The following is a 25,552-nucleotide window of genomic DNA, read 5'->3' as shown; positions in this document are numbered from 1 at the left end:
GATTCGGGAGGAGTGGCGATCGCGAGTTTATCCATTGTCCCGAAACAGAGTATCGGACCGAAGTAAATTCAACGCCGCATCGCGCTCGAGCGGTGGAGCGAAAAAGTAGCCTTGACCGTAGTCGCACTCGAGAGTTCGCAGGAGTTCGAGTTGTTGGGGGGTTTCGATACCTTCGGCGATCGCATCCATTCCCAGACTGTGGGCTAAGGTCACGATCGTCTGCACGATTTGGGCGCTGTCATCCAGTCCCTTCATATCCTTAACAAATTCGCGATCGATTTTTAAGGTATCGAGAGGGAGCTGATGCAAGCGAGACAAAGAGGAGTAGCCGGTGCCGAAGTCATCGATAGAAAGCTGAATTCCCAGGGATTTGAGCTGTTCGAGCATGGGTAAAGCGGAGGTGGGATTTTCCATAATCACACTTTCGGTAATTTCCAGCTTGAGAAATCGGCCTTCAATGCCGATCTCTCGCAAGATGCGATCGAGACGTTCGATGGTGCCCACTTGAGAGAAATTCACCCCGGACAAATTCACGCTCATCGTCAAGGATGCCGCCGCAGGATAGCGAGCTTGCCACTGCGCTAATTGGGTACAAGCTTCGCGCACTACCCAGCGGTCGATCGCCACAATCGAACCGGTTTCCTCCGCTAAGGGAATGAATTCTGCCGGAGAAACCCTACCGCGGCGGGGATGATTCCAGCGTACCAAGGCTTCAAACCCGGCAAGTTGGCGGGTTGAGAGGGAGACGATCGGTTGATAGAAGACCTGAAATTGCTCTAGGTCGATCGCCCGTTGCAGATCGGTTTCCAACTGCAAGCGAGCGATCGCATGGGCGTGCATGTCTCTGGCGAACACCACCGAACGACCGTGACCTTGTTTTTTGGCATAATGCAGCGCCGTATCGGCATCGCGCAGAATATCTTCCGGGCGGTGATACTCGCAGGTATTCACGGCGATGCCGATGCTCATGGTAGAGAATACCTCATGTTCCTCTAGGTTGAAGGGAAAGCGCATCGAAGAGTGAATCCGTTCGGCGATTTGTTGGGCGTCGCTGACATCGCGGATATTTTCCAGGACGATCGCAAATTCATCCCCCCCCATGCGCGCGAGCAAATCCGTGGGACGCAAACAGGCACGGAGACGTTGTGCGGTAGTGAGCAGCAGGCGATCGCCCACGAGATGGCCGAGACTGTATTTGATGGCGCGGAAGCGATCGAGGTTGAGCAATAACACGGCAAAACACGGCGAGGGCGAGGGATTTAGCTCGTCGGTGTCGGTGGTGGGGGGAACAGCCGTTTCGGCATTTATCAATTCGGCGAGGCGATCGCTCAAGAATGTGCGATTGGGCAAGCCGGTGAGGGAATCGAAAAACGCATAGTGTTTCAGTTGTGCCTCAGCGGTCTTGCGATCGGTAATATCGCGCGCCACCCAAATTGCCGCATGGTCGGACATGGGGGAAATTTTGGTGGCAAACCACACCACGCTGCCGTTGATAGGCAAGCTGTACTCGAATTCGCGGGTTTCCTGGGCGGCGATCGCTTGTTGGATATAGCCGAGAAAGCGATCGGCTAGGGGGCGATCGAAGACCTCATGTAAGGTTTTGCCCAGCAGTTCTTGGGGCGGTTCATAGAGCAAGTGGGGATTGGTGGGGGCGATTTTCAGATAGCGTCCTTGCAGGTCGATGGAAAAGATAACATCGGTCATCGCCGCAAACAGCGCCCGCAGTTCGGCTTCTGAGGCTTGCAGGGCGTCTTCAGCGCGCTTGCGTTCCGTGATATCCTGCACCATCGCCAGGAGACCGTGAAAGGAACCATCGGCGTGGAACAAGGCGGTATTATACCACTCGCAGATAATCGTTCTGCCGTCTTTAGTGAGATTTTTGTTGACGCTGTGAATCGGGACGCGATTTTCCACCAGTTGCTCCAAGATTTCCGCCACCTGCGCTCGGGCGTTGGGTGGCACGAGCGCCTCGTAGGACTCGCCGATAATTTCCTCGGCGGTGTAGCCGAAAATCCGCCTTGCTGCGGGATTCCAGTCGGTAAAGCGCCACTGGGAATCTACCACGATACATCCGCTGGGCATTTCGTTAATCTGCAAGCGCAGGCGATCGTGCAATTGTTTGGTTTGTTCGTAAAGCTGGGCGTTGAGAATCCCCATCGTACAGCGTTCGGCGGTGGTTTCTAGCAGGTGAATCTCGCGATCGCTCAGTTGGTGAAAGTTCCGCCATTCTACCTGTATAACCCCGATCGGATCGCCATTATGTTTCAGGGGGACGCCCAGCAGGGTGCAGACTTGCCGTTGGGCGATAAAATCACTGGTAATGCGCGGGTCTTCGGTGGCGTCTGGCACGTAAAGCGGATGCAGGGTGGCGGCAATTCGTCCGGCAAAGCATTCCCCAATCGCTACCTTGTAGGTGTCTAAAGCGTCGGAGTCGATGCCCACACTGGCAGACTGGTGCAGGTGGTTGTCTTCTTTTAATAAGATAACGGCGGCATCCGCTTGCATGACTTCTACAATGCGCGAGAGCATCACGTTAAATAGTTGGGACAGTTTTAAGGTGCTGGTACTATCAGCAGTGACTAAGCTGAGGGCGGTGAGGTCCTCGGTTTCCCGTTGCAGTCGGGCAATGAGTCGATCGCGTTCCCCTTGCAGGCGCTTGCGATCGCTGATATCGGCGAGAATCTCCATCGCGCCGATTATCTCTCCGTTGGCATCGCGCACCGGTGCCGCACTCAGATTGACAACGATTTCGGTGCCGTCTTTGCAGCGGCGTCGGGTTTCTAAATCGGTAAAGGTGGCTCCTTGGTTGAGACTGTCCAACCAGGCGAGAAATTGTTCTTGTTGCTCTGGGTTTTGGCGATCGACAATGGGCAAAACCGCTCCGATCGCTTCCCTGGCACTCCATCCGAATATCCTTGCGGCGGCGCGATTCCATATCAACACTTTTCCTTCTGGGGAAATCATGTCGATCGCCACCGGCGCTGCGCGAATCACCGCTTCTAATTTTTCTTTGGTTTCTGCAAGCGCGGTTTCTGCTTGGAAGCGATCGCTAATATCGCGCAAAATCCCGATTAATCCCATCGGATTCCCCTCGCTATCTCGATACACCCCTTTCGTGACCCAAAATGTCCGCTTCTTATTTTGAAATTCGGTCACTTTTTCGTAGGTTCTCGTTTCGCCACTCTCGATAATTTCTGCTTCGGTTTCTTGGATTTCGCGTGCCTTTTCTGCTCCGAATAAATCGGCATTGCTTTTGCCGATAATTTCGCGCATAGATTTGCCTAAAAGTATCGTTAATGCTGTATTTACTAGCAAATATCGCCCTTTTCGGTCTTTGACAAACACCGCATCGGTGGTGCCTTCAATGATGGCATTTAAAAGACTGTAGGTTTTGTGCAGCGCCGAAGTGGCCACCACGCGATCGGTAATGTCTTCTACCGTGCCTTCATAGTAAACTAACGTTCCTTTTCTATCCCGAACCGCCCGGGTGTTTTCTGTGGTCCAAATCCGCGTGCCATCGGCTCGATACACTTGAGATTGAAACCCCACAACGTTGCCGGTTTGTTGCAATTCCCGGAGAAATTCCGTTCGCCGATTCGGTTCGACGTTGAGTTGCCACCAGTTTAAATCGAACAGCTCTTCGGGGGCGCGATATCCGTAAATTTCCGCGAGGGCGGGATTCGCGCTGATATAATATCCCTCCGGCGTGACTTGATAAATGCCCTCGGCGGCATTTTCAAAAATGCTGCGATATTTGCGTTCCGCTTTTTCCAGCGATCGCAAGTTTAGGCGAATCAGCAGATACAGCAAGGCGCTGGTGAACAGTACAAATACCCAGCCTTTCACCGTCTGCCAGTGGGTTAGGGTGGTTGAATCGTCGGTTAGGATCCCGAGCACTCTGTCGGATAGTAAAATCCACAAACTGCTCAGCAACAGGTACACTAAAACAATCTGATAGCTGAGTTGGTGTGCGGAATGGCGATCGCTTTTCATAAGAGCTTTAATAGTTAACCTTGCGTCAATTAGAAGGAACTCCTCCAAAACAAGCAAGTATTTTTTTCTGTTTCCCTGACCCTCAAGAGCCAGGTTGCTTGTCTCCTGGCAACCCAATCGCGCGCAACCGAGTGCCAAGCCTTTTTCAACGGTGATGTTGAAAGATATGCTGGTGATTCGTTCCTTCCTTTGACATGGTTGTTCCGGCAATATTCTCAAACCCTTGGAATCAGCGGGTCCGCATCGGCATCGCGCAAACCCCCTCAATCCCAGTTCTTGTCACCGTGCCTCAAGCCTTCGGCATAGCTCTGCCCGTAGAGGCTCGAAGGGGGCTGAACGCAGGAAAGGGAGATCGCCTGCGCTCAGGGCGCTTGCGTCTCGCTCCCTACAGTTCCCCCATTTTAATGCCTAAGCGCTTACAGCAGGCTATCCCTTGTAAATCAATCAATCCCTTCTCCTTTCATTTCACAACATTTTTAAATTTTGATTCCTGCTTCTACTTCGTTTAAATCGCCGGGTTTATCCAATATTTAGGTGATTAGCCTATCCTAGGATTGGATAACATAAAGGGCCGATATGATAGCATGATTCCTTTTTTTAGCGTTGAGCAATTTTCTTCTCCTTGCCTCTTTTATCGCCACGAGGTAGCGGCAAAATTTTAATTCTCGTCTAATCTTACTGCAGATTTCTGTAAAATTCAGTTCTTTTGAGCTAAATTTCATTAAATTTTAATTTAGTTATAAAGTTATATGAAAGGACGGGCAAGGGAAAACCGATGCCATTCGCCAGAACCGCAGCCTCAACCGCGAGGGAATACAGAAAGACCAATTCTCATCCATCGCGCGATATAGAGGGGCTTGCTTGGCACTGATACCAATCAACAGCGGCAAGCGAGCCTTTATGGGGGAAACCGCATCAATCTCCCTGCCCGTTCCCAGCATGAGCTGAGAACGAGTCAGATAATCGCCCGCACAATAGATGGAAAACATGAGTCGGCGGAGGCTTAATATGTCTGCCGTGCGGGATTTCAATTCCCCCCTTTTTTTTCAGGCAATCCACCGAACCTTTTATCAAGCGAATCAACCGACAGGGATATCAGTGGCGCTGGGAGTGAGAGGAGGGGATTAAGGTGAGCGTTGCGGCGGCGTTGCTTGCCATCGGGTGATATTTTAGATTGCGCCACGGTTCGATTTGATCTTGATAGTGGCGATGGAATGCATGACCCGATTGCCCGGTGGAATTAATCGCCACCGATGCATTCAAATCGCTTAAATCGGCGATAATTCGCATTGAGGGAATCCAATTGACCTCAAACGATTTTGCTGCATCCCATGCCGTGGCATTGACAATCGCATTTCCGCCAGAAGTGGCAAAAGCACCGCGATTGAATATCGCTTCGATCGCGGGGATATTCGATTCTCCCAGACTTTTATTGCGAAAGGTCACGGGATGCAAATCTCCCCAACGCCACTGACTCGGATCGGGACCGAAGGTTTCTTCTAATTCTTCCACAGCTTTGACCAACGCATTCTCAAAGATATCGTCGCGAGTTTCCCGGGCGGAAGTGATTTGATTATCCCACCAAAAACTATTCGGTTCGCGGCGGATTAGTTTGACCACTTGCATCCAGCGATCGCCGCCATCGGGCCAATATTCCAGCGGTAAACTATCCTGAAAGGTTTCCGCGAGCAGATGCTTCCAAAACGCTTCAAACAACGCGGCTTCGGGTCGATCTATCTGGTTTTTCTCGTTCCAGTTAACCAACAACTGACGCGCCGTTTCTAAGCGGGTTTCGGAAAAAGACAAACTTCGGAAAATGGGCAATATAATTTCGGCATTCAGATTGGTATTGTCTCCCTGGAGTTGCTGAAAATCCGACAATTCAAACAACCGATTTGACTCGGCGATCGCTTCTACAATCCGTTTTGCCCGAAACCCGTAATCCCAATCTTTGGCAATGGAATAGGGAGCATCGCGATCGACGATCGCGTGATTGGCATTGACGATATATCCTGGCGGGGGATTAAATAGAAATGGCAAGTCTTCAAACGGTACGTAATCGGTCCATTCCGCCGCATTTTCCCGCCAACCCAGCACGGGATAACGTCCGTCGCCACGGCTGCGAATTGGCAGTTTTCCAGGCATCTGGAAGCCAATATTGCCCTCGATATCGGCATAAAGTAAATTTTGCTGGGCGATATCGAAAAACTGGGCTGCTGCGCGAAATTCCGGCCAATTTTGGGCGCGATTGATGTTGAGAATTGCCGAAACTAATCGGGCGGGTTCTAAGGCATTCCAGCGCAAGGCGATCGCGTAGTTTTCTGGTAGGTCGTTGCCGGGTAGCAAGCCTAATTGTGCCAGCTTAGGATAGGTATCGGAAATAATCGGGCCGTGACGAGTATAGCGCAGGACAATCGGGCGCGGATCTTCCCCAGCGATCGCGATCGTTTCCGTGACTTGTTCCATATCTACCCATTCCCCATTTACTTCATATTGGTCGGGATTATTCGGGTTAATTTTTTCCACGTACAGATCCATCACATCCGCCATTGCATTGGTAAATCCCCAGGCAATGCGATCGCTATGTCCGATAACGACCCCCACGACTCCAGGAAACGAAAACCCGGTGACTTCATAAGGACATTCCGCCGATTTCACCGTGCAATGCAGGCCATTTTCATACCAAATTGAGGGCATCTGTACCCCTAAATGCGGGTCATTCGCCAACAGGGGTTTGCCGCTGCGGGTTTTCTCTCCCGAAACCACCCAACTATTCGACCCAATTGCGCTGCCGGTTGGCCCGACTATCTCGTTAAGCGCGATAATTTTTTCCCGCACCGATTTCCAGGGATTTAAGGACATGTTATCCGAAAAAAAGCTGTTTTCTTCCGGCTGATTTTTGCCGGGGGAAATGCTTCTGTATTTGTTGCGATTTGGCGGGTTAAAATTTTTCACAATGACGGGGTGTTCTGCGGGATAAGGGGGGAATAATTCTTCCACCCGTTCTGGAGGAAGGGTATTGAGCAAAATCACCCGTTCGATTTCTTTTTGCATATTTTCTCCCAAATCCCACGCCATCACTTTTGACCAGGTGAGGGTGTGGAGAGGTTGCCAGGGTTCTGGTTGATAGTTGGGATTGAGAACCTTTAGCACCGGATATTCCAAACTGAGGTGAGAGCCTTTATGGGTGGCTAAATAAGCATTGACGCCTTCGGCATACGCTTGTAAGCTGGCCATATCTTCGGCGGGTAATATTTCTAATTCCCGTTCGGCAATTCGCGCCCATCCCAAGGTGCGTAAAAAGCGGTCGGTTTTCAGTTGCGATTCGCCAAACATTTCTGACAGGCGACCGGCCCCGAGATGCCGCCAAAAATCCATTTGCCAAAAGCGATCTTGGGCGTGGAGATAGCCTTGAGCGAGAAATAAGTCATGGGAATTATTGGCGTAAATTTGGGGAATGCCCCAGCGATCGCGGTAGACGGTGACGGTATCGTAAAGTTGGGAAAGTTGCACCACGCCTTTTTCTTGGGGCCAAGAGGCGCGAATCAGGTAGGTGGCACTTCCCCCCAGCAGCAGGGCCACGACTAGCACAATGACGCCGAGGATGGTAAAGAGTTTGATGGTAAAGAGTTTGCGGAAGTTTAGTTTCATGCGGAACAATCGATTGGTAGAATTAATTCAGAGAGAATTTTGAGGATAAGAGAGGGTGGCCTCTGCCCCGATAGAGTTGCGAGAATCTGGTCTCGGAAAAGGGCAGGTGGAACCTGGGCTAATTTTATCGCAAAATCGCAAAAAAAATCTTTCTTTGGGAATAGAAATTTGGGCTTGGGTGGTGCTACAATGAGCGGCGGGAGGAAGGGGATTAAATGCCTTCATTGACACCAGGAAGCTGACGTGGCGTCTTGGGAGTTTTATGGAGGCGATCGCCTTGCTTCGTTACCGATGTCACAATTGGATAGGCGGGTTTAGTGATGACAACAGCACCCCGGGTACAGCCCTCTCAAAAAGGATGGGCGAAAGCGATCGCGCGCATTCCCTCAGAATTTTCTCGCACGCCCCTGAGTATCATTTCCGGTCAGATTCCGGAAGGGTTGCGCGGCACCTTGTATCGCAACGGTCCGGCGCGCTTAGAACGCGGCGGCGAACCGGTGGGCCACTGGTTTGATGGCGATGGGGCGATTTTAGCCGTGCAGTTTACCGATGCGGGCGCTTCGGGAGTTTATCGGTTCGTGCAAACCGAAGGATATATAGAAGAATCCGCAGCAGGTCGGTTTCTGTATGCGAATTATGGCATGAAAGAGCCAGGGCCGATTTGGAATTACTGGATGCGCGTGTTTGGCGATCGCGCTGCGATTAAAAACTCGGCCAATACCTCCGTGCTGACCCTACCGGAAAAACTGTTAGCCCTGTGGGAAGGCGGATGGCCTCACGCCCTGGATTTGGACACTTTGGAAACCTTCGGACCGGATAATTTAGGCGCACTGCAGGGGAAAGAGACCTACACCGCACATCCGCAGCGCGATCCGCAAACGGGTGAGATATTCAGTTTCGGAGTGAGCATGGGGGCAAAACCGCAGTTAAATCTTTACAAAAGCGATCGCACTGGCAAAATTTGGCAAAAAGCGGCGATCGAACTCGATAGCGTGTCGGTTATCCATAGTTTCGTTCTCGCCGGAGAGTATCTCATCTTTTTCGTGCCCCCGTTAGAATTAAACCGACTCTCGATGCTGTTGGGGTTGAGCAGCTATAGCGAAGCGCTACAATGGCAACCGCGCCGGGGAACCGAGATTATCGTGGTAGACCGCGAAACCCTGCAGGTCATCAGTCGCAACCACACCGAACCCTTTTTCCAGTGGCATTTTGGCAATGGCTGCGTTGCGCCAGACGGAACCGCCATCCTGGATCTGGTGCGGTTTGACGATTTCGCACAAACCAATCACTACTTGCGGGAAGTGGCCACCGGGGAAACCCATACGCCCGCCTGTGGCACGCTGTGGAAAGTGCGAGTAGAGCCGCAAACCGCCCGAATCGTCGAGATGGAGCAAGCGATCGCGCGCCCCAGCGAGTTTCCCGTAGTGCGACCCGATCGCGTGGGGCAATCCTGGCGCTATACTTATCTGGCGCTCTACCGTCGCGAGGCGGATATTTCCCGGGAATTGTTGCAGCAGTTGGCGCGCTATGACTACGAAACCAATACCCTCACCGAAGCGGATTTAGGCGAAAATCGCTATGTGAGCGAGCCGATCTATGCTGCTGATGCGATCGACCCCGGGTTGGGCTGGATTCTGTCGGTGGTGTATGACAGCGATGCCGATCGCAGCGAAGTGTGGATTTACGATAGCGATCGCCTAGATGACGAGCCGGTGTGTCGCTTGGAATTGCCCGAAGTGATTCCCTTTAGCTTTCACGGCACTTGGAGAGCGGCGAAACGGTAATCTACCCTGGTTGTGGCGCAGGCGGAGCCTCGGGCCAGGCGTTCCCAGCAGATGCTAGATGCTGGGAACGAGTCACACTACTACTACATCGCTACAGGGATTTGTATGTATTGCGAGATTAAAACACCGATCCGAGTTTCGGGCGAATCCAGATCCAGAAAGCGCCCAAACCCAAGAGCATAATAACCAGATTGAGAAGTGCGCCGAAGCCGGGAATTGCAGTGAGAATGACAAACAAGAGCAGACCCAGCAGCAGGGGTAAAAAGCGGTTAGCGGCCCAAGTGGGCTGCATGGATGAGAGCAACCACTGTCCGCCCAGCCAACCCAAGGCAACCTGGGGCACATAACCGACAAAAATCAAGAAACCGACAATTAATATCAATTCGGCGAGTAAAGCAATTCCCAGAACCAAGGGCGCTAAACTGGAGAGGGTAGTGCCCAAGATACCCACGAGCAACAGGCTGAGTGCGGGAATCACCAGGGCGGTCAAAATTCCCACTAGCACTAAAGTGAGAATTCCCCAACCGAGGCTGGGCAGAACTCGCGATCGCGCCGTTTCGCCCAGATTTTGCGTCCAGTCGGGAACCAGCCACAGCAGCAGCAACCCCACCAAACTTAAGGCGATCCAACGCTGCAAGGTTTCCCACACCACTTGTCCCGCATCAGGGGAAACCTCCTCGGGGGGCGAGGGTTTCACCACCACCACCTCACCGCCGATTGTAGCTTCCGGAGCGATATTGGCGGCGGCAGTTGCGGGATAGCTCACATTACCTTGGATCTGCGCCTCAGCAGCGAGGGTGAGACCCGAGGGAACTTCCGGGATGGGTAACGGCGTATCAAACATTCCCGGAGACGCGAAATTGTTTCCGCCCACCTTCGCATCCAGGTTTCCTCCCACCGTTCCCTGCACTTGCAAGGCGCTGGTGGTGAGTTGTGCCGTTTCTCCTACGGTGCCGGCAAGGAGTGCCTGGGACCCCATAAAGGCTACATTGCCCCCTATGGTGCTGCCGGTCTGGGTTTCCAAACTCAGCCCCGCCGCAACCAAATCGTCTCCGATGCGTGCTTCCGGTGCCAGCATTAACACTTGCCCCGCGATTCGCACATCATCTCCTACCGCACCGGCAATTTTTACCGTTTGACCCGCCGCGATTAAATCTCCTTCGATCGCGCCGTTGATAATGAGCTGTTCCCCGGCGAGAATGGCATCGCCGCCCACTGTGCCATTGATGGTGACGGTTTCTCCCGCCGCGTAAAAGTCATCGGCGATCGCTTCTGAAGCCGGCACCACGACTTCGCGATCGCTTTCGCTCACTAGAGACCACGCTGGCGGGATACCACTGAGTCCGATTAATAACGCCAACCCCGTCAGAAATAGCAGCGTTCTTCTAATTGCACTTCGCAAGAGTTGCATCCTCCCTTTTTCAATTCTTTTTTTAGTTTAGCCTGCATATTCTATAATGGCAATTATTGGTTGTTAGCGTATAGAATTATCGGTTTGTTTAATCTAAAAAAGCCCTATTGATTTAAAGAGGCGCGGTTTCCTTGAACAATGGCAGTTTTGAGAAATCCACCGATTAAAATCGACCACATACTGTCGAGAATGTAACCACCGATTAGTTCTGCCACGCCCACGGCGATAATCCCATAACTGAGATATACACCGCATCGAGAAGCAATGCGGGTGGCGGTTTTCCAGTTGCCGGTGAGTTTCCAGACTAGGGCGCGGAACCAGCGCCCGCCATCCAGGGGAAAACCGGGAAGCACTTTAAACATGGTTAACATGCCATTCATCCAGGCGAGAGCATTGGCAATTCCCGTCACCGCCACACTCCACCCCGCGCGGTTGCCCCACCACCCGAGGAACGCATACAAAAGCACGATCGCCACCAGGGTTATCAGTCCCCCCCCGGCAATTTGCAGTTCGTCTTGCGGATTTTCAGTATAGGGGCGCGATCGCCAGATTCTGCCAAAAATCAATAAGTTAATTCCGCTCACCGGAATGCCTTTCGCCCTCACAACTAAAGCTTGGGAAAGTTGATGGGCAAACACAGACGCCATGAATAACAGGGTTTGCATCACGCTCATCCCCAAATGCGTGCTGGGGGATAGATGGGGGAATTGGTAGGGAAATACGATGGCGGTAAAAGTCCACAGGATGAGGGCGAAAATAATCATCCAGCATAAGTCTATTCGCACTTTTAAGCCCAAGAGGGAGGTCAATCGAAAGGTTTGCATACCATCCTTGCCTAGTTAAAATTTTAGTCCAATCTCATAGAACTGCGAAACGGCGATCGCCGATCTACAATTCTGAGGGGTTTACTCCTTCAATATTCTTTCATCGAACTTCCCCCCAAATCCACCCTCTATGGGTAGAATTTCCCCTCTTTCTCGGGAAAGATCGCAACTGAAGCCTAAAATCAGCCGATGACAACCTGCTGTGACCCCTCGCCCTCGCCCTTCCCCGCGTTCCCCTCGTTCCCCTCCAGAGATACCGCCTCCCCGCCGTGGGTGGCACAATTGACTCCTTTTCTTTAACACCAGAAAAAAAGTCATCAATTGTGGTATAATAAATCCGCATCAAATATCAACTTTAACTGTAATCTCTGCACCCCAAAAAACTCACACAATTGGCTAAATTCTCTACCCCTAGGTAGAGTGCAAAATGGCAAAAAACAATTATCATATCGGGGATGGTATAAGAAAAGAAAGAAAAGAAAATGAATCGCCCCTCCTTAGCAACTGCCACGCAACCTACCGCAAGCGAAAGGGAAAACCGAAACGGTCAAAAGAATACCGAAGTCAGCGCTTTACCGGAAATGTGGGCGTTGGCGGCGGAACGATTTGGCGATACCGTGGCGTTATATGACCCCCACGGGAAACCGGAAGCGAAACTCACCTATTCCCAGGCGCGCGATCGCATGGTGAAATTTGCCGTGGGGTTGCAACAGTTGGGGGTCACACCGGGCGATCGCGTGGCCTTGTTTTCGGAAAATAGTCATCGGTGGGCGATCGCCGATATGGGCATTATGACTGCTGGCGCAGTGGATGTAGTGCGAAGTTCCAACGCCGATAAAGACGAACTACTTTATATCCTCAGCAATAGCGAATCCACCGCTTTAGTAGTGGAGAATCAAGCTACCCTGAAAAAGCTGCGGGAAGGACTGAATGACTTGCCGATCGCGGTGGTTATTTTGCTCTCCGATGAAGAACCGGAAGCGGATAATAATTTAAGCGTTCTCAATTTCAATCGGCTGATAGAAACCGGAGGCGATCGCGAGTTAGAACCAGTAGAACAAACCCCCGACACTTTAGCGGCGCTGATCTACACATCGGGAACCACCGGCAAGCCAAAAGCGGTGATGCTTTCTCATAGCAATTTACTCCATCAAGTGAATAACTTATCCGCCTTCGCCAAGGTGAAATCCGGCGATCGGGTTTCGAGCATTCTTCCCCCTTGGCATATCTACGAACGGGCGATCGAGTATTACATTCTTTCCCAAGGCTGTACCTTAGTTTACACCAATTTGCGCCACGTCAAGCGCGATTTAAAAGCCCAAAAAATCAATTATTTTGTCTCCGTCCCTCGCTTATTAGAATTCATCCACGACGCAATCGAAAAGCAGTTAGGCAAACAATCTCCCCAAAAACAGCGACTCGCGAAGTTTCTAATGTCTGCCAGTCATCGCTACATCCAAGCGCGCCGAATCGTCAATAACCTGAGTTTAGACCGTCCAAATCCTTCCGGATTTCAGCGCCTCCGCGCCCGAGGAGAAATGGCATTTTTCTGGCCGCTGCATCGCTTAGCCGAGAGAGTAGTTTATCAAAAAATACGCCAACAAATGAGTCCGGAATTAAAGCTAACCATTTGTGGCGGTGGCACTCTCGCCATGAGTTTGGATACCTTTTACGAAACAATTGGCATTGAAGTGCTGGTAGGTTACGGGTTGACCGAAACCTCCCCAGTTTTAACCGCAAGAAGTCCCGATTGTAACCTGCGCGGATCCGCCGGACAACCGATTCCCGCGACGGAAATTCGCATCGTCGATCCGGAAACCAAAGAAACGTTACCCCAAGGCGAAAAAGGATTAGTTTTGGCGCGAGGTCCGCAGATTATGCAAGGCTATTATCGCAATCCAGAGGCGACGGAAAAAGTCATTGATGCCGAAGGGTGGTTCAATACAGAAGACCTCGGTTGGTTGACGGTGCAAGACAATTTAGTGCTAACCGGGCGGGCGAAAGATACCATCGTGTTGAGCAATGGCGAAAATATAGAACCGCAACCCCTGGAACGCGCCTGTGCCCGCAGTCGGTATATCGACCAAATCACCATTATCGGACAAGATCGGCGATCGCTCGGTGCCTTAATCGTCCCCAATTTCGATGCTCTGAAACAATGGGCGAAAGAGAATCAAGTGTCCCTAGATTTACCCGATTCTACCGACTCGAACACCGAATCGGAAAGGGTTTTCGATGCCGGAAAAAATGAAGCCGTCGAATCGTTATTCCGAAAAGAAATGGAACGGGAAATCAAAAACCGCCCCGGATATAATGCCAACCAGCGCATCGGTTCGTTTCGCCTTCTTTTAGAACCCTTTTCCCAAGAAAATGGCATGCTCACCCAAACCCTCAAAGTGAAGCGCAATGTGGTGCTGGAACGCTATAAAGAGACAATCGAGCAAATGTTTTCTGGATAGGTCACTGGGGAAAAAACCCAGCTAAAGTCGTAGGGTGGGTAGACCCATCCTACATGACTTCATTTGAAAAAAATTAATTGGATGCGGCTAGTATTTGTTCGATTTATATTAAGTAGTTTTATTGACAGGTTTTGGCGGTCAAAACAGCATATCCTAACGGACATTAAAGGCAACATGCGAGAGCCAAGGGGGCGCGCCAATGCGTTCCCATTTACAACGCCTTAGATCCCCACACCCATCACCCCGTGCCACCGGATCCGAAATTTGCCTGCGATTTAGGATTTTTAGGCAACCGACTGAGCGATCGCGTTGCCGATATCCTGCGTCAACTCACTCCCGCACAAGCAACGGCGATCGGAGAAACGGCCCGCAAGCGGGTTTTCGCCGAACATACCTACAGCCACCGAACGGGAACAATTGACAGCCGGGAGGGGTGGCGCACCGACCCTATCCCGGATTGCCTCACATTATCGCTCCCGATAAAATTCCCCCGATCGCGCGAGATGCCCCTCCTGCACCGCATCGTCTAACTTCTGGCGAGCGTCTGACGTTTGCAGGTTCAGTGCCTCTGCCAGTTCTGGGGCGGTGATGCGTCCCCAGTATGTAGTATAGGCGATCGCATCGGTAGCGGAGCGCTGGGGTTCGGTCTCCGGCGAAATGTGAGCGATCGCGTCGCGCAGCACTTTGTAAGGGCGAAAGCCTACCAGCAGCACCGCTCGTCCATTCCGGGGTCGCAAGATGAGGGCGGGAAAGCGACCGCTCCCGCGATAGCGCATATCCTTGATATCCTCCCGGAAGGCTTCCACCGTCTCCGCACTGTCCAGGTCTTCCTGGAATTGCCCCAGGTCGATCGCCCCAGACAGTTCCTCCGCCAGTTCCCACAGCACCTCGTCACGGGCGATATTGCGCTGTTCCACCATCACCGCCTCGCGCAGGCGACGCAGATATACTTCCGCCACGGTGTTGCCTTGTTGTTGGGCGGCTTTCACCGCCAGACATGCCGGATAAGAGGAGTTCGGCGGGTCTTCTACCCAAATCCCTTCGCGCACGGGCATCCCGGTGATATCCCGAATCTGAACCCACAGCGGTCCCATCTGCACCGGGCGACAAATATCGTTGAGCGGGTCGCTAAATTTCTGCCAGTCGGGAATTAAGCCGCCCATCGCGTAACGCCACTGTAGGCGATCGCCAAACTCGTAGCGCAACCGCCGCCACTGCGGTTCGATCGCCCAACTCCAGGAACACAGCGGATCGGTGTAATAGGTAATTTCGATATCCGACGGCATCGATTCCACCGCTTCGGTTTCCGAGGGAACTTGCAGCGGATTGTCGGTTGTCTCACTTGTGGCTTCGGGACTCAGTACCATGTATTGACCTCCTAACTCTATTTTCAACGGCGAATTTCTCAAACAATGAGAGAATTAAACCAGCGGTGGGGAGAGGCACCCTTATGCCCCTCCCCGCACAACGATTGGCTTAACCCGCCAAAGCCCGATCGCAGGATTTACCCCTTCTGCGATCGCTTACTTTGATTGCGGACTGTTTTGCGCTTGTTTCGGACTGGCTAAGGTGTTTTCCCCATAGGCAGACCACTGGTTTGAGTGATGTGCCATTGCAGATTTCACCTCTTGCGATCGCTTCTGGCTCAGCTCCTTGTTCTTGCGCGCCACTTCTTCTTCGCTGTGCTTGCTGCCTTGCACGGGGTAATTCTCCGATAACCCCTTGCTCTTCACCACATGGTCTACCGGATCGTCAATATATACCCATTGTTCCCCCGACTCCCACGGGCCTTGGCCTTCGTTCCAGGAACCGCGCGCGCTGGTTCCGTTAGACATGTTGAAGTACAGGTGACTGTAGCGCGGATCCCCTTGCAGCACTCCCGGCGGGAAATTGGGTTCGATGGTATCTAGGGCTGCCGAGAACATCTTGAAGTGAGAGACTTCCCGGGTCATCAAAAAGCGCAGGGTGTCGTTCACATAGGGATCGTCTGTGTACTGCATCAAGTATTCGTACACGATTTTGGCGCGCGACTCGGCGGCAATGTTCGATCGCAGATCCACCGTCAGGTCGCCATTCGCCGTCACGTAAGAGCCACTCCACGGCATTCCCTGACTGTCGGTCACCGTCGGACCCCCGCCAGAACGTGCCATTAATTGCGGCCCGGTCATCGCTACTTGATGCACGATGTTCTCCCGCTCTTCTTTGTTACCATTGAGAAAGCGCATGATTTCGCTATTCGCCGCCGCCTCTTTCAGGTCGCTGTTGATGCCATCTAGCAACATGGTAATCGTGGCACCGACAATTTCTAAATGGCTGAATTCTTCCGTGGCGATATCCATCAACATATCGTACTTTTCCGGGTACGGCTGACGGGCACCAAAAGCTTGGGTAAAATACTGCATCGCTGCCTTCAATTCCCCATTCGGACCGCCAAATTGTTCTAAAAGCAAACTGGCAAAGCGCGGATCCGGACCGGAAACCCGCGCGTTGTATTGTAACTCTTTGACGTGATAAAACATGTGTTTTCCTGGAATAATCTTTGGTTTTTACAAAGGAGCGGCTTCAATTTCGATCGAGTTGTTTTGCCTGAGTCTTTCTGCTGATTCGCAGAACCATTGGCTTTGGATGAGCCTGACCTCTTTTCACAGGTTAGTCTTTCTGCGCTCCTCTCTTTTATACCCCAGGGATGATTTTCCAAAAAATTGAGTTGATTTCCCCTAAACCCACCGCGATCGCCTCCCCTCAAATCTCAGCCGGTCTCTTGTTTTATTTAAGAAACCCGACCCACTGTTTTGTATCTTTTATTCGAGCTTTATCTATACCTATGGGAAGATGAGAAAATCCCCTCGGAGCGCTACGGTGAAAGTTCAACTCCTAAACTGTTGCCCGAGGGTCATCTCTAACTGTCGGCAGTGGTGGAGAATGCCCATCCTACTCTCAAACCACCCTCTATTTTTTCAGCGTTTATCCTTCCGTGTTTTATCGATGACCAACAATTTTTTTAACTTCTTTTCCTTGTCCACCCGCTTTGTTATGGTGGCAGAAAGCATTATCGATCGCGATAATTTTTCCCAGGAGGCGATCGCCAGTCCCGCTGTCAAAATTTTGAACTGGAATGTCGCCAAACAAAATAACACCCCCGCTTGGACCAGAGACTTTTTTCACATTCTCGAAACCTATCAACCGGATTTGGTCTGCTTGCAAGAAATTGGCCTCAATACCCAAACCAAATCGATTTTAGCCTTAGAATCAATGGGCTGGAACTTTGCCCCCAATTTTCGGGATACTTATACCGATAACTATTGCGGCATTTTAACCGCCTCGCCCGTCAAACCAATCGCCAGAACCGCACTGCTGACCCAAGATTGCGAACCTCTGACCAATACGCCAAAAGTTTCCTTGATTGTCGAATATGCGATTGCCAAGCGCGATCGACCCCTGTTAGTCGTCAACACCCATGCCATTAATTTTGTCACCTCCGAAAAATTTGCAGCGCAACTGAATAAACTCGAACAATTTCTCCACCGCCGATCCGAACCGATCGTCCTGTGTGGGGATTTTAATACCTGGAGTCAGCGGCGACTGAGATTGCTCAATTTAATGGGCGATCGCTTGCACTTAACCCCGGTGCAGTTTTCTCCCCCGGCACAAACCCATCTGAAAACCTTTTTCGCCTCTCCCCCGTTAGATTGGATTTACTATCGCGGGTTGTCTCAAAAACCAGCAAGTGCTACAGTCTTCAAAGAAATTACCTCCTCGGATCACACACCGATGGGGGTGGAACTTTTGCTATAAAACCAACCAAAAAAAAGATAAAATGCCATCAACCCTTGACACAGAAGTGCCAAGCGGGGGAACAATTTGGGGAGTGACAACATGAGAATTGTAATTGCGATAGTCTTGTTAATTCATGGGCTGGGAATTGCCACCGCCGCTCATGCGGTGATGCGGGTGCGATCGTCCCGAGGTGCCATTGCTTGGGCGCTTTCCCTGTCCACTTTTCCCTATATTGCTATTCCCCTCTACTGGACTTTTGGCAGAAATAAATTTCACGGTTATGTGGAAGCGCACCGCAGCGCAGACAGCGAGTATCAAACAATCATTCAACAACTCGATCGCGAAATCTATCAATGGCAAATCGACCCGCCCCGGCGTTTTGCTTCTTTAGCGAAACTCACTGAAGCCCTCGATCGCTTTCCGTTTACCTGCGGGAATTCGACGAAGTTACTCATCAATGGCAAGGAAACCTTTCCGGCAATTTTGTCTGCCATAGAATCGGCTACGGATTACATTCTGATTCAATTCTATATCGTGCGCGATGACCGGGTGGGTCAGAAATTTAAACAGGCGTTGATTGAAAAGGCAAACCAAGGGGTTCGGGTTTATTTTCTCTACGACAAAATCGGCTGTTATGCCCTGCCCAATCGGTATGTGGAAGAGCTGCGATCGCGCGGCATAAAAATGAGAGCATTTAAAAGCACAAAAGGACAATGCAATCGGTTTCAAATTAATTTCCGCAATCATCGCAAAATTGTCGTCATTGATGGTAAAATTGGATTTATTGGCGGCTTGAATATCGGGGAAGAATATGCCAGTAAAAAACCCCCGTTGAGTCCTTGGCGGGATACTCATTTGCAGATAGTTGGCCCTGCGGTGCAATGCCTTCAAATTGCTTTTCTGAAAGATTGGTATTGGGCCGTGCGCGACATTCCCGAGGTCTGCTGGCAGGTGAAATCTACTGCTGGGAAAAACGAAACCGCACTGGTAGTGCCTAGCGGACCGGGAGATAAATTTTCCACCTGTACCCTGTTGTTTGTCAGTCTGATTAATGCCGCGCGCGATCGCTTGTGGATTACCACCCCTTATTTCGTCCCTAACGAATCCATATTAACGGCGCTGAAACTTGCAGCATTGCGCGGAGTAGACCTGCGGATTTTATTGCCCGATCGCCCGGACCACTTGCTGGTTTTTCTCGCCTCTTTTTCCTATGCTGCCGAAATGATTAACAGTGGCGTCAAGGTCTATCGCTATCGCGCCGGCTTTTTGCACGAAAAAGTTCTGTTACTCGATGACCAAATGGCTGGCGTGGGCACCATAAATCTGGACAATCGCTCGTTTCAGCTAAATTTTGAGATTATGGCTTTTATTCTCAATTGCGGTTTTATTACCCGTATTGAGAAAATGCTAAACACTGACTTTAACAATTCCGACTTAATCTCCTCATCGGAAATGAAAACCAAGCCTTTATGGTTTAAATTAGCGGTTCGCGTCGCCCGTCTGATGTCCCCGATTCTGTAATCCTGGGGGGCTTTGTCAAACCAATCTGGCGCAATTGATATCAACCCTTCCCGCAAAAAAAAAAGGGCGCATGTTCCTGCGCCCCGAGGAAAACCATGAGGTAAGTTTTATCTGCTTTTTTGGGTTAAGAAACAAACACTTGGGCTTCCCATTCTCCCAAATCCACCACTAAGCGATTGTCTTGTACTTCCAAATCGTAATCTTTCGTCCATTCGTGCCAGGTTCCGTTGTGGGGACAATCCGTCACTTCATATCCCTCGAGAAAATTATCGGAAAAATTGGCAACCACAACCAGGCGCGTTCCTTCGTCATTCCACCGAATGTAGGCGAGCACTTTATCCTCGGGATTTTCGTGGAAAAACTCGATATTGGAAGAGTGCAACGCCGGATTGTCTTTGCGTAAGGCAATTAATCCGCGATAAAATTCCCACAAATTGCGATTGCGGTCATTTTCTAACAAAGACCATTGCACGTCGCATTCGGCATTCGGATTTTCGTGGTCTGCTTGACCGAATTCATCGCCCATCCACAGCATGGGGACGCCCATTGCGGTCATTAATAAAACAGCTCCTAATTTAGCCCGTTGAAAGGCGGCATCATCTAAAATTTCGCGATCGCCTAATTCCGCCAAAACATGCGGGTGGTCGTGATTGGAGATATAATTAATCGCATCTGTCGCCGCCAAATATCCGTCGCGCTTCCCATCAATTGCTTTCTTGAGTTCCTCTACATCGAAGGTGTCGCCGCAAATATGCCCCACTATATGATAGCGAAAGCTCTCGTGCCAACAGGCATTCATCGGCGCGTCTAATCCCGCCGCAATACTGGAATCATCGGGAATATTTTCCCCAATATTATAAAAGGGTTTCGGTCCGGCGGTGTTTCTCGCTTCCTGGGCGATCCACTTCATAAAATCGCGATTGGCGAGTTGACGCAATGCATCGTAACGAATGCCATCGATATGATATTCGCTGACCCAAAAACGCACCACATCGCCGATAAATTCCCAGGCGGGTTTAATGTCGAGATTCTCGTCGTAACGATCGTAATTAAATTCCGGACCCCAATAATTATCCGCATCGTCGGGGTAGTGGCGATCGTGATAATACCAGTAATCGCGATCGATTAACAATAACGGGCATTTATCTTCTGAATGATTGTAAATTCCGTCGAGAATGACGCGAATTCCGCGCGCGTGGCACTCGTCGATTAAATGCTTTAACTCTGCTGTAGAACCGTAGCTCGATTCTGTGGCAAAATAGTGGCGAACGTTATAGCCCCACCCTTTATCTCCCGGGTGTTCGTTCACCGGCATCAACTCCAGGGCGTTTATTCCCAAATCTGCCAGATAATCTAATTTTTCGGTCAGTGCTTTGTAACTCCCGCGCGAAATTGAATCTCCTATCCCGCCACAAAAGTCCGCCGCATGTATTTCGTAAACCACTAACTCGTCATTGGGCGGTAGCCATTTGTCGTCATGCTGCCAAACGTAGGTATCTACAATTCGCTCGCCATCTTTAATTCTGACCACCCCATTTTGTTGGGAATCGTTAATATCCGTGGCGTAGGTATCGATGATTTCTACCCATTCATCGGGGTCGAGAAACCAGCTTTTTGACCGAACGCGGTATTTGTATTCATAAACCCCATCTTCTAATTCCACGGTGGTGCGAAAATTTCCCCGGTCGTCTTTTTCCATCGGTATCTCTTCCCAATCGGAAAAAGACCCTTTCAGGGTTGCTGCTTTATTATAAGGTGCAAATAAGGTGAATTCAATCGGGGTTGCCATTTTAAACCTCTCTTTTCTTCTCAACCAATCTATACAACTCTCGTAAATCCTCGCCGATCGCGAATCCATTCCGCGAAATCAGCAAGGGTCTGTGTTTTTTTACGTTTTTGTATCCCCGGCGTCTTTCCTATCGCTCTCGTTTCTCTGGAAGCCAGGGTGAGACATTCCGTCGGAAATTTCCCACTTCCTAGCACGATCGCTCCTTGTCATTTTTGCCGACCCCGGGGCATCGTTTGTGCTTTTATAATAACATTGTTGCCGCAATTTTGCGGTTTATATCTACCGCTAGATAGATTTTTGGTAACAGCCGATTGTCGCTTTCAATACGCGGAGCTGCCCTGCACCACTCTTTGAGGGTTTTGTTGCAGCAGCGCCTTCCCTTCTGGGAAATTTCTGCCTTTGGGTAGAGGCGCGAGCTATTCTTTCGGTAGAGGGTTTTCTCCCTCATGCGGGTTAAGCTGAAAAATGTGCCGATCGCGCGATGGCTCCCTCGATAATTTTTTGGCATTTGAAATTTTTTGCTTGTTTCCCCCGAACCCTTCCTTTCGATAGAAGGGTAGAGGCGAGAAGGGCTGTAAACTAAACAGCAGTGAAAGGGAATCTTAAATCCCGGATAACAAACCCAACAAATTTAATTGCGATCGCCCAGCTCACTGCGCCGACCGTCCACCTTTATTCAATCCTTAAACTGATGCCAGACGCAACCGCTATTAACCCCACTGATGCCTTCCCCTTTCCCTAAATCGAGCGCATTCGGGATGAGTGATATGCGAACTGGCTTGGGGGAGCGAATCGCCGCATCGGCGCGCGCGATCGCACGACACACACACTATCACACAGGAGAAACATCATGGCACAACATAATTTAAACCACATGCGCGTCGCCATCTTAGTCACCGATGGTTTCGAGCAAGTGGAAATGACCGAACCGCGCCAAGCTCTCGATCGCGCCGGCGCAAAAACGGTACTCGTCTCCCCACAATCCGGACAAGTGCAAGGCTTCCATCATCACGACAAAGGCGATCGCTTCCCGGTGGATATGAGCCTGGATGACGCTAACCCCGATGAGTTCGATGGGGTGGTACTTCCCGGGGGCGGATTGAATGCGGATTCCTTGCGGGTTAACCCCAAAGCGCAAGCGTTTGTCAAGCGCATTGACGAAACCAACCGTCCGATCGCGGTAATTTGTCACGGTGCTTGGTTGCTAGTGTCGGCGGAACTGACCCCAGGTCGCACTTTAACCAGCTATCACACCATTGTGGATGACATTCGCAACAGTGGCGGAAACTGGGAAGACCGCGAAGTGGTGCGCGATCGCAACTGGGTCAGCAGTCGCAACCCCCGCGACTTACCCGCTTTCAATCGCGAAACCCTCGAACTATTGGCCCAGCAACAATCCCAAAAACAACCCCAAGCGGTGGGATAGAAATCGGTTAACCCTTTCCCGGGGTGGGTGGCGACTCTTCTCCCTACCCCAGTTTCCCTCGCGTGCATCCACACCGCAACCGATGCAGTTTAGCTAAAATCGCAGAAATTTATGGCATCCAATCCAGATAAACCCAATCGGGTCAACGTTATAGAAAAGGGCAATATATATTTCTGCTATCGTCCGAAAGTGGAGACCGATTCTGTCACCGGACTTGCGGACCTACAGCGCTTCTACATGGTACTCAAACCCCACGAAAAGCCATCCTATCGCTTGATGGCGATCGGGTCAAAACACCTGCCCGAAATCAACGATGGTGGAACACAAATCTGGGGGTTTGTGGAAAGCGTCAGCGACTCTGCTGAAAAAATCGAAGCCGGTCTGCGCCGTACCACTTACCAAACCAAAACGCGCGGCGATCGCCATCAACCCGCCGCCCGATCCGTGGGTGAAGGGGTCTACGATATCGTCAATCATCACGGTCACACCCATTTAGCCTACGCCCTGGAGTTACCCGAGGATCCGGGGGAAGCGCAAGGGGAACTCAATATTGCAGAACAAGCCAGTTACATCTTGCAAATCAAAAATCCGGAAAAACCTTCTCCCCAAGCCACCGCGAAGCGATCGCAGCAAAAGCCACAATTGCCGAAAACCCTGCAAGAACGCTTTGCGTCTCGTCGCTTTATCGCCGCAGATCCGCCGGATTTTCTCGACTACGAAGGTGCTGAGATGCTGTTAATTGCTGCTAGCGCCGATGTGTCCGAGGAACTGGGCGTGGAACTCGATCCCCAAGAAGAATCCGAATCCACGGCGGAAATTCTCAACGAGAAAGCGGATGCGAAAAACTCGCCATCCCATCGAACCCCTGCTAACTGGGGAATGGCGCTAAACTCTGGTGCTTTCTGGGGCGGTTTTATTCCCCCCTGCGACTTCCGATGGGCCTCGCTTCCCCGCCTATCGGTTAGAGATGGTTCTGTCAATCTCTACCCCATCGCCACCGTGGCGATCGCTGCCACTTTTTAATAATTTTCTCCCGAACTCATCCGCTTACTTTTTCCCGTTTCCAACTCTCCTGCTTCGGGTTAAATTATCGGCATTATCCGGCTTTTTCAAACAATATTAAGATAAACTTAAAAAAAGCTTTGTCTGACCTGAACTATGATAGCTTATTTGAGACTGAAAAACATCGGTTAACCTTATGGAATTCAAAAGTCCTGCCTTTTTTATCGGCAACACTCTCCCTTCAAAATACACTTGCGATGGCGAAGATATTTCGCCGCCACTGAGTTGGGGGACGCCACCGGAAGGGACGAGTAGCTTTACGTTAATTGTGGAAGACCCGGATGCCCCCAACCGCAGTTTTACCCACTGGTTGGTTTACGATATTCCGGCAAATATTCGTCACCTGCCCGAAGGAGTGCCCACGGAATCCTCTTTAGACCGGGGCGGCGTCCAGGGGAAAAACGACTTTGGCAAGGTCGGATATGGCGGTCCTTGTCCCCCCAGCGGCACGCATCGCTATTTTTTCAAGCTCTATGCCTTGGATAGCTTGTTGAGTTTAGCCCCGGGTGCAAGCAAGGCAGAAGTAAAAGCGGCAATGGAAGGCCATATTTTAACGGCGGTAGAACTCATGGGGCGCTATGCGAAACAGTCAGCTTAAAACTGCATGGATGAGATTTGCAGCGCTTTTTGCACCGGGTTTTCTCGGGTGGAACAAGGATAACTGATGTTCGGCTTCTTTCGTTAATTCTGCGCGATCGCTCCTCTCTCATCCCGGCGATCGCTTCGCAGGTCGAGACCTGAGATTTCCGGTCTTTACCTGCGAAATTGCTTGGCAATCGGCGGCCAACGAATTGCAGATTGCCAACCCTAAAGATGAATAGCCCTCGGGACTTATGCTAAAATCCACTCAGCTTTCAGGTTGAAAAACCGCCGAGATTGTGAAAAATCTGCTGAAACAGTACACAATCTCGAAAAGTCCAAGGCAGATGGTGTTCACATGGCGAAAGTCTACAGCACGCAGGAGTTAATCGACATCTTAGCTCAGGAGCGCCGCGCCTGTCTGAGAGGGGATCGCCTGAACTTATCTGCGACGCCCGCGATTGGGCTGCCGGTGGTTGACTATTTCCTCAAAGCAGAAGGCTTGCAGAAATTCACGGCATATCAAGATTTTAAAGCGGCGGTTCACGAGTATCAGCGATCGCATCAAGTGTCGGGACTGGTGTGGCGTGACATCGCCCTGAAAGGAAAAACCCTAACCTATCCGCAACTCGACGATCAACTGATTTGCCTCCCGTGCGATCGCGAGACCCTGAAAGCCGCCAAAGCCTCGATCTTAGAATTTTGGGAAGGAGTCACCGCAGAGATGGACTTGTATTTGAGGGTCAATCATGGGGCGGACTATCGGCAGATTTCCCCCGGGGATGTAGCGGCGATCGCCCGCAAAACCGAATGGGCCACCCTGTTTAAATGGGAGAAATCCGACTTTCTCGAAATCCTACTGCAACTGGGATGGGGCAAACCCGAAGAAGCCTCCTATCGGCGATCGTGGCCCGATTCGGGTAGCGAGTCCATTCATGCAGTCAAACCCGGGAATCAACCCATTTGTTAGGGTGAGTCATCAAAAATTCGCCTCTCGGGAGAATCGAATCGATCCGCAACGCCAGATTGATTTCACCCACAACTCTTGTATTCTTGAAAGAGTGAATTTAACGGAGATTTTCCGTTCGATTTCCCCTTGACAAAATCACGTTGTTATGCAATAGGATATTGGCTGACCCGCGCGCGGCTAGCTATTCTTGCCGTTCGATCCAGCCCGCATTGAACCCCACTCCCGCGAGTAGTCAGGGACTCCGTAGAAACCAACCCCATGTCTAAAGCCAGGGGCTTGTACTTCTAACCACCTGACCAGCCTAAA

The 25,552-nt window shown here is 51.0% G+C and carries 16 protein-coding genes; 9 read left to right on the top strand and 7 right to left on the bottom strand.

All coding sequences use genetic code 11. The features are described from left to right. Positions 1-27: 27 nt before the first annotated feature. Complete coding sequence (locus LKK83_RS09345) at positions 28-3,993, bottom strand: PAS domain S-box protein (RefSeq protein ID WP_324630810.1); 3,966 nt, start codon at positions 3,991-3,993, stop codon at positions 28-30. A 1,095-nt stretch (positions 3,994-5,088) separates the two neighbouring features. Beyond that, the gene (locus tag LKK83_RS09340) at positions 5,089-7,644 is read right to left on the bottom strand and encodes a penicillin acylase family protein (protein WP_324630809.1); all 2,556 of its coding nucleotides are present in this window, start codon (positions 7,642-7,644) and stop codon (positions 5,089-5,091) included. Between the two features lie 320 nt (positions 7,645-7,964). Here LKK83_RS09340 and LKK83_RS09335 point away from each other — a divergent pair, with 320 nt between their 5' ends. Then, on the top strand, positions 7,965-9,428 hold the full coding sequence (locus LKK83_RS09335) for a carotenoid oxygenase family protein (protein WP_324630808.1): 1,464 nt from the start codon (positions 7,965-7,967) through the stop codon (positions 9,426-9,428). Between the two features lie 118 nt (positions 9,429-9,546). On the opposite strand, the gene LKK83_RS09330 is transcribed toward LKK83_RS09335, so the two are convergent. After that, positions 9,547-10,839 carry a hypothetical protein gene (locus LKK83_RS09330; RefSeq protein WP_324630807.1) on the bottom strand — a complete coding sequence of 431 codons (1,293 nt, stop codon included), beginning with the start codon at positions 10,837-10,839 and terminating at the stop codon, positions 9,547-9,549. Positions 10,840-10,943: 104 nt separating this feature from the next. Next, positions 10,944-11,663, bottom strand: a complete 720-nt coding sequence (locus LKK83_RS09325) for a hypothetical protein (RefSeq protein WP_324630806.1) — start codon at positions 11,661-11,663, stop codon at positions 10,944-10,946. A 482-nt stretch (positions 11,664-12,145) separates the two neighbouring features. Between LKK83_RS09325 and LKK83_RS09320 the strand changes: the two genes are divergently transcribed. Continuing rightward, positions 12,146-14,122, top strand: coding sequence for an AMP-dependent synthetase/ligase (locus tag LKK83_RS09320; protein WP_324630805.1), 1,977 nt, complete (start codon positions 12,146-12,148; stop codon positions 14,120-14,122). Between the two features lie 245 nt (positions 14,123-14,367). Beyond that, entirely contained in the window at positions 14,368-14,652 is a 285-nt protein-coding gene (locus LKK83_RS09315; RefSeq protein ID WP_324630804.1) for a glycosyltransferase family protein, read from the top strand. Here LKK83_RS09315 and LKK83_RS09310 read toward each other — a convergent pair. Continuing rightward, the gene (locus tag LKK83_RS09310; RefSeq protein WP_324630803.1) at positions 14,590-15,489 is read right to left on the bottom strand and encodes a DsbA family protein; all 900 of its coding nucleotides are present in this window, start codon (positions 15,487-15,489) and stop codon (positions 14,590-14,592) included. The two genes, LKK83_RS09315 and LKK83_RS09310, sit on opposite strands and share 63 nt — an antisense overlap. A gap of 156 nt (positions 15,490-15,645) precedes the next feature. Next, positions 15,646-16,641 (bottom strand): manganese catalase family protein, encoded by a 996-nt coding sequence (locus LKK83_RS09305; RefSeq protein ID WP_324630802.1) that lies wholly within the window; start codon positions 16,639-16,641, stop codon positions 15,646-15,648. A gap of 466 nt (positions 16,642-17,107) precedes the next feature. Between LKK83_RS09305 and LKK83_RS09300 the strand changes: the two genes are divergently transcribed. Together LKK83_RS09300 and cls are read left to right on the top strand one after the other, a co-directional pair. After that, a complete protein-coding gene (locus LKK83_RS09300; protein ID WP_324630801.1) occupies positions 17,108-17,917 on the top strand; it encodes an endonuclease/exonuclease/phosphatase family protein in 810 nt (269 codons plus the stop codon). Between the two features lie 81 nt (positions 17,918-17,998). Beyond that, positions 17,999-19,420 (top strand): cardiolipin synthase, encoded by a 1,422-nt coding sequence (gene cls, locus LKK83_RS09295; RefSeq protein ID WP_324630800.1) that lies wholly within the window; start codon positions 17,999-18,001, stop codon positions 19,418-19,420. Between the two features lie 124 nt (positions 19,421-19,544). Here cls and LKK83_RS09290 read toward each other — a convergent pair whose 3' ends face one another. Next, a complete protein-coding gene (locus tag LKK83_RS09290; RefSeq protein WP_324630799.1) occupies positions 19,545-21,209 on the bottom strand; it encodes an alpha-amylase family glycosyl hydrolase in 1,665 nt (554 codons plus the stop codon). 850 nt (positions 21,210-22,059) lie between these two features. Here LKK83_RS09290 and LKK83_RS09285 point away from each other — a divergent pair. The 4 genes from LKK83_RS09285 to LKK83_RS09270 all read left to right on the top strand — a co-directional run bounded on the left by LKK83_RS09285 (position 22,060) and on the right by LKK83_RS09270 (position 25,246). Beyond that, entirely contained in the window at positions 22,060-22,635 is a 576-nt protein-coding gene (locus LKK83_RS09285; protein WP_324630798.1) for a type 1 glutamine amidotransferase domain-containing protein, read from the top strand. Positions 22,636-22,746: 111 nt separating this feature from the next. Then, on the top strand, positions 22,747-23,658 hold the full coding sequence (locus tag LKK83_RS09280) for a hypothetical protein (RefSeq protein WP_324630797.1): 912 nt from the start codon (positions 22,747-22,749) through the stop codon (positions 23,656-23,658). A 175-nt stretch (positions 23,659-23,833) separates the two neighbouring features. Next, positions 23,834-24,295, top strand: coding sequence for a YbhB/YbcL family Raf kinase inhibitor-like protein (locus tag LKK83_RS09275; RefSeq protein WP_324630796.1), 462 nt, complete (start codon positions 23,834-23,836; stop codon positions 24,293-24,295). A gap of 339 nt (positions 24,296-24,634) precedes the next feature. Beyond that, positions 24,635-25,246, top strand: a complete 612-nt coding sequence (locus LKK83_RS09270) for a hypothetical protein (protein ID WP_324630795.1) — start codon at positions 24,635-24,637, stop codon at positions 25,244-25,246. Positions 25,247-25,552: the final 306 nt, after the last annotated feature.

It is taken from the genome of Phormidium sp. CCY1219, from assembly GCF_035615515.1.
GTDB lineage: Bacteria > Cyanobacteriota > Cyanobacteriia > Cyanobacteriales > Laspinemataceae > CCY1219.
This window is presented reverse-complemented; position numbering and strand designations above follow the sequence as displayed.